This is a genomic window from Pantoea sp. R102 (genome assembly GCF_004916815.1).
Taxonomy (GTDB): domain Bacteria; phylum Pseudomonadota; class Gammaproteobacteria; order Enterobacterales; family Enterobacteriaceae; genus Pantoea; species Pantoea dispersa.
On record NZ_SDFT01000288.1, the window covers coordinates 1 to 11390 of the forward strand.

Below are 11390 nucleotides of genomic sequence, written 5' to 3' on the forward strand. Positions count from 1 at the left end.
GCTCCTGAAAAATCATCGCCATCTGGTTGCCGCGCAGCCCGCGCATCTCACGTTCGCTGGCCTGTAACACATCGCGCCCGTCAAACAGGATCTCGCCCTGCGGATAACTCACCGGCGGCTGCGGCAGCAGACGCATAATCGACAGCGCCGTCACGCTCTTGCCCGATCCCGATTCGCCCACCAGCGCCAGCGTTTCGCCGGCGTCGATACGCAGCGAGATATCTTCCACCACGCGGCGCGGCCCGAACGCCACCGCCAGATGATTCACCGTTAACAAACTCATTTAGCGCCCCCGGCTCGGATCAAAGGCATCGCGTACCGCTTCGCCGATAAAAATCAGCAGCGACAGCAGCAGGGCGAGGGCGAAGAAGCCAGAAAGGCCAAGCCACGGTGCCTGTAAATTGTTTTTTCCCTGCAGCAGCAGTTCGCCCAGCGACGGCGAGCCCACCGGCAGGCCGAAGCCGAGAAAATCCAGTGAGGTCAACGTGGTGATCGAACCGCACAGGATAAACGGCAGAAAGGTGAGCGTGGCAACCATGGCGTTGGGCAACATGTGGCGCAGCATGATGCGGCTATCGCTCACGCCCAGCGCGCGTGCGGCGCGGATATAGTCAAAGTTACGCGTGCGCAGGAACTCGGCGCGCACCACGCTCACCAGGCTCATCCAGCCGAAGATCACTGTCAGCAGTAACAGCCACCAGAAATTGGGCTGAATCACGCTGGAGAGCAGAATCAGCATGAACAGCGTCGGCATGCCGGACCACACTTCAATCAATCGCTGGCCGATGAGGTCAACGCGGCCGCCAAAGTAGCCCTGCAGGGCACCCACCACAATGCCAATCACGCTAGAGAACAGCGTTAACAGCAAACCGAACAGCAGCGAGATGCGCGTGCCGTACAGCAGACGCGCCAGTACATCGCCACCGTTAGCATCGGTACCCAGCCAGTTTTGCGCGGACGGCGGTGACGGGAAGGGCACATCGGTGGCGAAATGAATGGTGCTGTCGCTGAAGCGGATGGGCGCCCACAGCGCCCAGCCCTGCTGATCAATACGTTGCTTCAGCCACGGATCCTGATAATCGGCCGCCGTGGCAAACTGGCCGCCAAAATCGCTCTCGCTGTAGTTAAACAGCAGAGGTGCGTACCAGCGCTGCTGATAATGCACCAGCAGCGGTTTGTCATTGGCTAATAATTCCGCGCCCAGCGACAGCACAAAGATGAGCAGAAACAGCCACAGCGACCAGTAGCCGCGCCGGTTATGACGAAAGCGCTGCCAGCGCTGCTGGTTAACGGGAGATAGACGCATCAGCGGCCCTCAAAATCAATGCGTGGATCGACCAGCGTATAGGTCAGATCGCTGAGAATATTCATCAGCAGGCCAATCAGCGTAAAGATATACAGCGTGCCGAACATCACCGGATAGTCGCGCTGAATGGTGGCATCATAGCCGAGCAGCCCCATGCCGTTGAGTGAGAACATCACCTCAATCAGCACCGAGCTGGTGAAAAACATACTGATAAAGGTGGCGGGAAACCCGGCGATCACCAGCAGCATGGCGTTGCGGAACACGTGGCCGTACAGGATGCGCTTTTCATCCAGGCCCTTGGCGCGCGCCGTGACGACGTACTGTTTGCGCACCTCATCAAGGAACGCATTTTTCGTCAGCATGGTCAGGGTGGCAAAGCCGCCAATTACCGTAGCCAGCACCGGCAGGGTGATATGCCACAGGTAATCGCTGATTTTGCTGTACCACGGCAGCGTGTCAAACTGCGGCGAAGTGAGGCCGCGGAGCGGGAACCAGTCGAGATAGCTGCCGCCGGCAAACAGCACAATCAGCATGATGGCAAACAAAAACGCCGGAATTGAGTAGCCGATGATGATAAAGATGCTGCTCCAGATATCAAACGCACTGCCGTTGCGCACCGCTTTTTTGATGCCCAGCGGAATCGACACCAGATAGATGATCAGCGTGCTCCACAACCCGAGGCTGATCGACACCGGCAGGCTCTCTTTAATTAGCTGCAGCACCGAGGCGTTACGAAACAGGCTGTCGCCAAAGTCAAAACGCAGGTAATTCCACAGCATTTCGCCATAGCGCTGCAGCAGGGGCTTATCGAAGCCGTAGCGATGGGTTATTTCTGCCACCACTTCCGGATCCAGCCCGCGCGCGCCGCGGTACTGGCTGTCGCCGGGATTGTCGCGCACCAGCGCACCGCGCGCACCGCTATCACTGCCGCCGCTGCCAGGCAGACCGGTACTATGACCAAACTGGATGTTGGCCAGCGCCTGATCGACCGGACCGCCCGGCGCAATCTGTACGATAAAGAAATTCAGGGTGATGATGGCCCACAGCGTGGGAATAATCAGCAACAGCCTGCGCAGGAAATAAGCACCCAAACCGCTCTCCTCAGCGTCGATCGGCCGGTAAACGACCGGCTTTGTTCACATCGTACCACCAGTTTTCCAGCCCGGTGGCAAACGCCGGTTTAATCTGCGGATGGGAAAACTTGTCCCACCAGGCCAGCCGCTGCTCGGCGTTGTACCACATCGGAATCATGTAGGCGTTCCACAGCAGCAGGCGATCCAGCGCCTGGCCGAGCGGCAATAGCGCTTTCTCATCACCCTGATGGGCGACGATTTGCTGCACGAAATGGTCGACCAGCGGATCTTTTACCCGCGCGGTGTTCCACGAAGAGCTGATGTAATCCGACTGCCAGACATACTGCAGGCTGGTGGAGGGCCACGGCATCGCCTGATAAAGCGACGGAATCATGTCGTAATCGCCTTCGCGCAGCCGGCGCAGATATTGCGAACTGTCCACCTGACGCAGCGTCATCGTAATGCCAAGCCGTGCCAGGCTGTGCTGGAACGGCAGCGCCCAGTCGTTCTGAGAGCCGCTGCGCAGCAACAGCTCAAACTGAAACGGCTGGCCGGTTTTTACGTTCACCAGCTGCTGATTTTTGATCTGCCAGCCGGCCTGCTTTAGCAGCGCCATCGCCCGCAGCAAATTGTTGCGGTCAAAGCCGCTGCCGTCAGAGTGCGGCGGCGCGTAGGCGTTGTTAAAGACTTCGGCAGGCAGCTGCGCCTTGTAGGGCGCGAGCAGGACCAGCTGATCGGCGTCAGGATAGCCTTTGGCGGCGTAAGCGGTGTTCTGGAAGTAGCTGTCGGTCCGCTTGTAAGCGCCGTAGAACAGCGCTTTGTTCATCCACTCAAAATCAAACGCCAGCGTTAGCGCCTCGCGCACGCGGCGGTCGGCAAACAATGCTTTCTCGTTATTGAACGCCAGCCAGCGCGTGTCGGTGGAGACGTCATTCGGCGTGGTGGCTTTCACAATGGCGTGGCTGGTGAAGTTGCGCCCGCGATATTGTGTGGCCCATTTCTTCGCCGAACTCTCCTCGCGCAGGTCATAGGCACCGGCCTTAAACGCTTCAAAAGCCACGTTGTCATCAAGATAGTAGTCGTAGCGCAGGGTATCAAAATTAAAGCGACCGCGGTTCACCGGCAGATCGGCCGCCCAGTAGTTCTTCACCCGGCTATATTGGATGAACTGGCCGGATTTGTACGAAGTGACGCGGTAAGGCCCGCTGGCGAGCGGCGGATAGCCAATCGGCTCATTGAATTTTTTGTTCTGCCAGAATTTTTCCGGCAGTACCGGCAGCGTGATCCAGCTCAGCACCAGGTCTTTATCTGGTTTGGGCATCTCAATGCGCACCGTCAGCCGGTTCAGCGCTTTCACCTGCACGCCACGAAACGCCACGCGAAACTGCGGCACGCCTTCGGTCATGAATTTGCTGAAGGTGAAGGCGACATCCTGTGCCGTGATCGGCGTACCGTCCTGAAACTGCGCGTGCGGATTGATCGACACCTCCATCCAGTGATAATCGCTGGGATAGCGTGCTGATTCGGCGATCAGCGGATAGTAGCTGCCGGGCTCATCGTCTGAGGTGGTAAACAGGCCGTCGTACAGCGTGTCAGTGCCGATACCGGGATTGCCGCGCGACGCATAGCGGTTGAAGTTGTCGTAAGTGCCCACCACGGCGAGGGTGATCTTGCCGCCTTTTGGCGCCGCCGGATTGGCGTAATCATAATGGCTGAAGTTGACCGCGTATTTAGGTTCGCCCAGCTTTGCAAAGGCATAGCTTTCATGGATAGTGACCGCGTGCACCGGCGCAATGGCGCTGCACATCAGTAGTGCTGTGGCAAGACGAAGCAGCATAAGTGGGGCGCTCTCCTGTGGTAATCCGCACTGTATGGTAGCAGTTTCATGCGCGGTGCGTGACGTTAACCCAAACTGGCCTGGCTCTGATAGTAGCTGATCAGCTTTTCCGGGCGCAGCGGGCGGCTAAACAGATACCCCTGCAGATGCGTGACGCCGCGGTTAACCAGCCAGGCCGCCTGGTCGCCGGTTTCCACCCCTTCCGCCACGGTTTTCAGGTTGAGTTTCTTTGCCAGCAGCAACACGGTGTCAAGCACCGGCGAGGTTACGGTTTCGGTGCCGATACTCTGCACAAAGCCGCGATCAATTTTCAGGTAGTCGAACGGATATTTTTCCAGGTAGATCAGCGCGCTATGGCCAGTGCCGAAATCATCGATGGCAATCTTGAAATTGTGTTCATGCAGCCAGGCGAAGATTTCGCCAGCGTTCTTCTCCCGCACCATGGTGCGCTCAGTGATTTCAAATACATAGTTAAAATGATCGTCGGGCATACTGGCGATCCACGCTTGCACGTCGCGGCGAAAACTGGCCGATGCCAGATGCTGCGGTGACATATTCAGACTGAGACGGGTGCCGCGCGGCAGTTGCTGACAGAGAAAACGCGCGTCGCGCGCTACCAGGCTGAACAGATGTTGGGTCAGAGGAATAATCAGGTTCTGCGCTTCGGCGTGGCTGATAAATACATCGGGGGGGATCATGCCTTCAACCGGGTGAGTCCAGCGCAGCAGCGCTTCAACGCCATAGGGTTTGCCGTTGTGTGCCGTTACCAGCGGCTGATACTCAACGTGAAACTGACCGCGCCGTATGCCGAGCAGGATTTCACGTCCCGGTCGCTGATGCAGCGACAGCAGCAGCCAGCTGATTGCGGCAACCAGCAGCGCCAGCAGCAGGCCGGTCAGCAACGCCAGCGTGTAATCGCGTGAGGCCAGCGTGCTGCCGTAAAGCACAAAGCGCATGCTGCCGTCATCAAGCGTCAGGTCGGTGAGGGCGGGCGGCAGATCGCGGCTGCGTACCACCTGGCTGGTGCCGCTGAGCAGCGCGCTGTCGCCTGCCACCAGCGCCATACGCGTGATTTCGGGATGGTAAGAGGCCAGCAGCTGGTAAGGCGTCATGCTGAGGTTCATGGTGGCGAGGATGCCGGTTTCGTTCGCTCCCGGACTTTTCAGCCACAGCGCCAGCGACCGTTTGGCGGGCTGCAGCGGTGTGCCGGGCAGCAGGCGGACGTCACGGTCGCGCTCCAGCTCTGAATCGGGTGAAATGGCGCTGGCGGCCAGCAGAAATGCGCCGGTGGCCGAAGAGCAGTAAGCGTTGCCGTCGCGTACCAGTAATATCGCGCGAATGTTGCCGGCAAAGGCGGCGCGAGAGGTCAGCTCACGGTTGACGCTGTTGCAGCTGAGTTGAGTGTATTGCTGCAGTGGATAAAGGCTCTCGACCAGGGTTGACATCACCTGTTGCAGATCGTCACGGCTGTGAGCCAGCAGCTGCTGGTGTTGCTGGACGCGTTTTTGCCAGGTCAGCGTGAGCAGGACGGTGACAAACAGGATAAAAAACGCGACCCCAATAATTACGCTACTCCAGGCGATGCGCCGCGAGTAGCTGGCATGACGATTTAACGTCCCCGACAGTGGCATGGAGTTGGTTCCCCTGATCTTGCCCTTTTTATTATAAAAACGCATACAACTGTGCTGGTTCAAGGCAACGAGAATATAACGAGGCTGCGCGAAAAGTCTCGTTATATTTTTGATTCACAATTACTTTTTCCGTCATGGATTTGGCTTAAGCAACCGCAGACGAAAAAAAAAACGCTGCCGGGGCAGCGTTTTCAGATTCTCTGGCTGAGAACATCAGGAAGAAAGGGGGTTAACTGGGGTTTTTTGCCAGTACCCGACGCGCTTCGCGGTAGCGGTTTTTCCAGTAACTGTCGTTAAGGCTGGATATCATCACGCCGCTGCTGGTAGACGCGTGTACAAAATTGTCGTTGCCGAGATAGATGCCGACATGGCGACCGGTGGAGCCGGCGCGGAACAGCACTAAATCACCCGGACGCAGTTTACTGCGTGAAATCTCTTTACCGCTGTCCTGCTGTTCCGAGGTGGAACGCGGCAGCTCTAAACCAAACTGTTCGCGAAAGGTGCGCTGAACAAAAGCAGAACAGTCAATGCCACGTTTGGTGTCGCCGCCTAAGCGATAACGCACACCTTTCCAGTCACTGTACTGCTCCATGATGCGGGACTTAACGTCCACGTTCTGCACCATTTGTTCAAATTCGTCCTGAGACGCCTGAAGTAAAAAACCATTCTGGTTGTTAACTTCATGATTCTCGTTATTCGCGTTCTGACCGTTATGGGTACTGCTACATGCCGATAAGAGGGTTGCTAATGCTACTGCGGGAATAATCCGCCTGAGGTATCTCAGAATTGGTTGAGACTTGACCATTGTACGTGTTTTCCTTCGATGTCCTTACGACAGAATGTCGCCAGCCAGATGACAAAACGGGTTGAGATTAATAAGTGCGACCCTCTAAGACAATTCCTTAATTACTAAAATGTGTTAATGCACACATTTTTGTTGCTTAAGGTACCGAATTTTATGCTGCACGGTAGTAATCGGAGTTGAGGTTAACCGATTACAGACCGCGTGGCGAGTGCTTTTATATAAATTTTTATAGGTTTTTTTGATGTGAAATCAATCTGTAACACAACGGTTACTTTATCAACAACTGGTAGCGATTTAAGCGTCAATTAACGGCAGGAACAGCGGCTAATTCTGGCGCTAAGGGAGATTTTAAGAGGGTTCTGACTGGACAGGCCAGGAATAACGCCATGGTCAGACGATTTGACGCATAGGTTTTTCTTTTATCAGAAAACGCTTAGTCCGCTAATAATTTATTGCAGGATTAAATAAGCGCAGGCGATCTTAAAAACAGTGAATAATCGCCCGCGCTAAACTATTACGCCTGGGGTTTATATTTTCCGGGCAGCGAACGATTGAGCCAGTTCACCAGTTTGTCGCTGGCCGGTGTTAATAACCACCAGCTCAGGCCCACCAGCACCACCGAAAGCGAACCGACCGCGATATCGGTAAACCAGTGTGCGCCTGCCATTACGCGCGGCAGGGAAAAGACCACCACAATCAGCAGGCCCATCAGGAAGGCGCGGAAGCCGAAATAGCGCCACATAAAGCAGGCGAAGATAATCAGCATCATGCCGTGGTCGCCGGGGAAGCTGTCTCTGGACGCATCTTTTGCCGGAATGCCGGTCAGTTCGCTGACGCGATGCACGTTATCAAAGAACAGCGTCGGGCTGGCATGCTTAACCGGCAGCAGATGGCCCAGCTGGTTAAGAATCACCGCCGTCAGCAGCATGGTGATACCAATCGCCAGCATACGACGTCGGCCCTGCGGCGTTTCGCGGCGCCAGAACCACAGATAGAGCAGACCCATCGCCAGCAGCGACACCGCGTCAAAACCGCGGAAATTGGTAATCGCCACCAGCAGCGCAAAGCCGTGATGGTCGACCATCTGGTCGTTAAAGCCAAAAAAGATGCCTTTGTCGAGAGCGAACCAGAACCCGTGCTCCGGCGGCAGATACCACGACATAAATAGCATCACACCCAGCGCATTCAGCAGCAGGATGGTGATCAAACGAGTAGTGCGCATAAAAGTAACTCAAAAAGAAAAAAATAACGGGCAAACCTACCGCAGCTAATTTAAACGAATCTTCAACAGGGCAGTCTGCAAGGCGTTCCAGTCGGCGGCCTGATGGTGGATCAATTCGATACGGCTATCGGGTGGCGTGACCGGGCGCGTTTCGATGAACAGGTCTTCGCCCTGACGGTTAATGCTGACCAGACCGTCAGCGGTACGCAGCACGCCTTTCACGCGATCCACCGGCGCAAGCCGCGCCCACTCTAAAGCCGGAATGGTATCGAACACCGTGTCACCATCGAAAATCCAGCCACAGGAAGCATAGCCCTGACCTTCATTTAACGCACGACGCCAGCGCGCTTCGCCTTCCAGTTTCAGCGCCGCCAGCCCCTGCGGGCGTGACGAATGATGATGATGCGCGGCATCGGGTACCGCACGATCCGCCAATGCCGGCTGACTCAGCAACGCCGGATCAATATTGCCCCAGCTGGCTTCCACCAGTTGACGGTCGCCCAAATGCTGCTGCTGCCAGCTCGCCAGCCGCTGGCGATCTTCCGCATCCCATTTGTCGCTCTTGTTGGCGATGATGATGTCTGCGGCGATCAGCTGGTCGCGAAAGTTTTCATTCTCCGTGACGCGCGTATCGGCTAACTGACGCGGATCGAGCAGCGTCAGCGTGGCGTCCACGCGGATCCACGGCTGATAGACCGCTGCGCGCAGCATATTCAGTAACTGTTTGGGATGGCCGAGGCCGGTGGGTTCGATAATCAGGCGGTCCGGCTGAGTCTGCTTCAGCAGCATATTCAGCCCAACCTGTAGCGGCAGGCCGTTAACACAGCACATGCAGCCGCCGGGGATCTCTTTCAGCGTGGCGCCGCGGTCGGCGAGCAGGGCGCCGTCAATGCCGATCTCGCCAAACTCGTTGACCAGAATGGCCCACTTTTCTTTGGCCGGTTTGTGCGCCAGCAGATGTAACAGGGTGGTGGTTTTACCGCTACCGAGAAAACCGGTAATCAGGTTCACGCGCGTCATGATTTACTCCGTTAAAATAGCCGCGCCGGACAACCGCATCCGGCGCGCAGGCTGTTGTTATACTATAACAATCAACCGCCGCCGGAGAAAATCGTGCGCTTAATCGGCGCGTCCCATATAACGACGCTCGGCAATATGGATACGGATGCGATCGCCATTGCTCAGGTACTCTGGCACCTGAATCGACAGCCCGGTGCTCATGCCCGCCGGTTTGGTGCGCGCACTGGCGGATGCCCCTTTGATGCCGGGGGAGGTATCAACGATCTCCATGTCTACCGTCTGCGGCAGTTCCAGCGCCAGCACCTGACCATCCATGGTGAGCACCTGGATACCGGGAATGCCGCCTTCCGGAATAAACAGCAGCTCTTCTTCGATCTGATCTTTTTTAAAGCTGTACGGCGTGTAATCTTCGTCATCCATAAACACGTATTCGTCGCCGTCGATGTATGAGAAGGTCACCGCGCGGCGGCTGAGCTGGATGGCATCAATAATGTCGTCGCCCTTGAAGCGCTCTTCAACTTTCAGGCCGGTGCGCACATCGGTGAAACGCATCTTGTACAGCGTGGCGGCACCGCGCGCGCTTGGGCTCTGGACATCGATATCCTTCACCAGCAACAGTTTACCGTTCCAGGTGACGGCCATTCCTTTTTTGATTTCGTTTGCCTTTGGCATAATGCTTGACTCGCTATAACCAGGTAGATGCGCGCCAACTTACTCGCGCGGTGAAAAACAGGCAAGTGAGGCCGGTGAAAATTGTTGGTCGCGCATAGAATTCCGCGGTGCAGACTGCTATTGTCGGCCGCTAATCTTTGCAGGAGCGCATGATGTTATGTCGAGACCAGTGCGGTGCCTGTTGCACAGCCCCCTCCATCTCTTCCCCCATTCCGGGTATGCCTGACGGCAAACCGGCCAATACCCGCTGCGTGCAGCTCGACGAACAGCAGCGCTGCAAAATTTTTGGTTCGCCGCTGCGTCCGGCGGTGTGTGCCGGTTTACAGCCACAGGCGGAGATGTGCGGCAGCAGCCGTGCCGACGCCATGATCTACCTGCTGCAGCTGGAAGCGGATACCGCGCCCTGAGTTTAAGCTGACGCGAGCTGAACAGAATGATCGTCACAGGCGCCACGTTACAGCAACGCGTCAGCGCGCCCGCTGTGAAAAATCCTAAATCCGCCGCGAAGTGTGCGGAGCATCAAAAATCTGCTACGCCGATTGCGCATTTTCTTGCCTGTAATCGGGTGCTGTACCATATTCCCTGAAACGTTTCAGCGTTGTCCTCCCGGCTAAGTCCGTGTCGCACAGCGTATTTTTTCGCCATCAGGCTGAAACGATTCACTTTCAGCAAGCGAGGAGAAATATGTTCCAGCTCGAAGTTCAGGCCATTCACACCGGCGCCAGCGCGTCCGATAAAGAACAGGCCATTCGTCAGGTTGCCGCTGCGCTTACCGCGGCCGGAAATGTGGCCGAAGGCTACGTCGACGGCATGCTGGCGCGCGAACAGCAAACCACCACCTTTCTCGGCAACGGCATCGCCATTCCGCACGGCACCACCGATACCCGCGATCTGGTGCTGAAAACCGGTGTGCAGGTTTATCAGTTCCCGCAGGGCGTGGACTGGGGCGATGGCCAGACGGCGTACGTCGCCATCGGCATTGCCGCCAAATCTGACGAGCACCTCGCGCTGCTGCGCCAGCTGACCCACGTATTAAGCGATGACAGCATCGCGGAGCAGCTGAAATCTGCCTCTGCTGAAGAGCTGCGCGCGCTGCTGATGGGTGAAAAGCAGGCCGCTGAATTCCAGTTCGATACGTCGCTGATCGCCACTGACGTGGCCGCCAGCGATCTGATGACGCTGCAGGCGCTGAACGCTGGTCGTCTGCAGGCGGCCGGTGCCGTTGACGCCAGCTTTGTCGCGGACGTCGTCTCGCACGCGCCGCTCAGCCTCGGTCAGGGCATCTGGCTGAGCGACAGCACGCACGGCAACCTCAACAGCGCGGTGGCAGTGAGCCGCAGCGCGACGCCGCTGACACATCAGGGCGAACCGGTAGCGCTGCTGCTGACGGTCGCCGCCACCGATCAGCGCCCGCTTGAGGTGTTGGGTTACCTCAGCAATCTGCTGCTGAACAAGCAGGCTGAACGCCTGCTGAAGGCGGACGCGGCAGGCATTCTCGCGCTGCTGACCAGCGAAGTGGATGAAGCTGCGGACGTCTTAACCGCGGAATTCACCATCCGCAACGAGCACGGTCTGCATGCGCGTCCGGGCACCGCGCTGGTGAGCGTGATCAAGCAGTTCAACAGCGATATCACCGTGACCAATCTCGACGGCAGCGGTAAGCCGGCTAACGGGCGCAGCCTGATGAAGGTGGTCGCGCTGGGCGTGAAGAAAGGCCATCGTCTGCGTTTCACCGCCAGCGGTGACGATGCGCAGCAGGCACTGCACGCTATCGAAGAAGCCATTAATAGCGGTCTGGGCGAGGGGGCAGCATGAGTCGTCGCG

General features: G+C 57.1%; 11 protein-coding genes. 2 read left to right on the forward strand and 9 right to left on the reverse strand.

The genetic code is table 11. The features are described from left to right. From ERD80_RS21805 to yeiP, 9 genes are all read right to left on the reverse strand, one after another. Positions 1-283 (reverse strand): ATP-binding cassette domain-containing protein (locus tag ERD80_RS21805; protein ID WP_136548521.1); only part of this gene is annotated, 283 nt, incomplete at its 3' end. Next, a complete protein-coding gene (locus ERD80_RS21810) occupies positions 284-1306 on the reverse strand; it encodes a microcin C ABC transporter permease (RefSeq protein ID WP_021509256.1) in 1023 nt (340 codons plus the stop codon). Then, the gene (locus ERD80_RS21815; RefSeq protein ID WP_136548523.1) at positions 1306-2397 is read right to left on the reverse strand and encodes a microcin C ABC transporter permease YejB; all 1092 of its coding nucleotides are present in this window, start codon (positions 2395-2397) and stop codon (positions 1306-1308) included. The genes ERD80_RS21810 and ERD80_RS21815 overlap by 1 nt, the downstream gene beginning before the upstream one ends. A gap of 10 nt (positions 2398-2407) precedes the next feature. Continuing rightward, a complete protein-coding gene (locus ERD80_RS21820) occupies positions 2408-4216 on the reverse strand; it encodes an extracellular solute-binding protein (RefSeq protein ID WP_136548525.1) in 1809 nt (602 codons plus the stop codon). Between the two features lie 65 nt (positions 4217-4281). Continuing rightward, on the reverse strand, positions 4282-5847 hold the full coding sequence (locus tag ERD80_RS21825) for a cyclic di-GMP phosphodiesterase (protein ID WP_136548527.1): 1566 nt from the start codon (positions 5845-5847) through the stop codon (positions 4282-4284). 229 nt (positions 5848-6076) lie between these two features. Continuing rightward, positions 6077-6652 (reverse strand): bifunctional murein DD-endopeptidase/murein LD-carboxypeptidase, encoded by a 576-nt coding sequence (gene mepS / locus ERD80_RS21830; RefSeq protein ID WP_031280047.1) that lies wholly within the window; start codon positions 6650-6652, stop codon positions 6077-6079. 514 nt (positions 6653-7166) lie between these two features. Next, the gene (locus ERD80_RS21835; protein WP_136548530.1) at positions 7167-7874 is read right to left on the reverse strand and encodes a phosphatase PAP2 family protein; all 708 of its coding nucleotides are present in this window, start codon (positions 7872-7874) and stop codon (positions 7167-7169) included. A gap of 45 nt (positions 7875-7919) precedes the next feature. After that, on the reverse strand, positions 7920-8894 hold the full coding sequence (locus ERD80_RS21840; RefSeq protein ID WP_136548532.1) for a GTP-binding protein: 975 nt from the start codon (positions 8892-8894) through the stop codon (positions 7920-7922). Positions 8895-8993: 99 nt separating this feature from the next. After that, the gene (yeiP, locus tag ERD80_RS21845) at positions 8994-9566 is read right to left on the reverse strand and encodes an elongation factor P-like protein YeiP (protein WP_031280049.1); all 573 of its coding nucleotides are present in this window, start codon (positions 9564-9566) and stop codon (positions 8994-8996) included. A 152-nt stretch (positions 9567-9718) separates the two neighbouring features. Between yeiP and ERD80_RS21850 the strand changes: the two genes are divergently transcribed. Together ERD80_RS21850 and fruB are read left to right on the forward strand one after the other, a co-directional pair. Then, the gene (locus ERD80_RS21850) at positions 9719-9973 is read left to right on the forward strand and encodes a YkgJ family cysteine cluster protein (RefSeq protein ID WP_058775788.1); all 255 of its coding nucleotides are present in this window, start codon (positions 9719-9721) and stop codon (positions 9971-9973) included. Positions 9974-10250: 277 nt separating this feature from the next. Continuing rightward, a complete protein-coding gene (gene fruB / locus ERD80_RS21855; RefSeq protein ID WP_058769932.1) occupies positions 10251-11381 on the forward strand; it encodes a fused PTS fructose transporter subunit IIA/HPr protein in 1131 nt (376 codons plus the stop codon). The last annotated feature ends 9 nt before the right edge of the window (positions 11382-11390 follow it).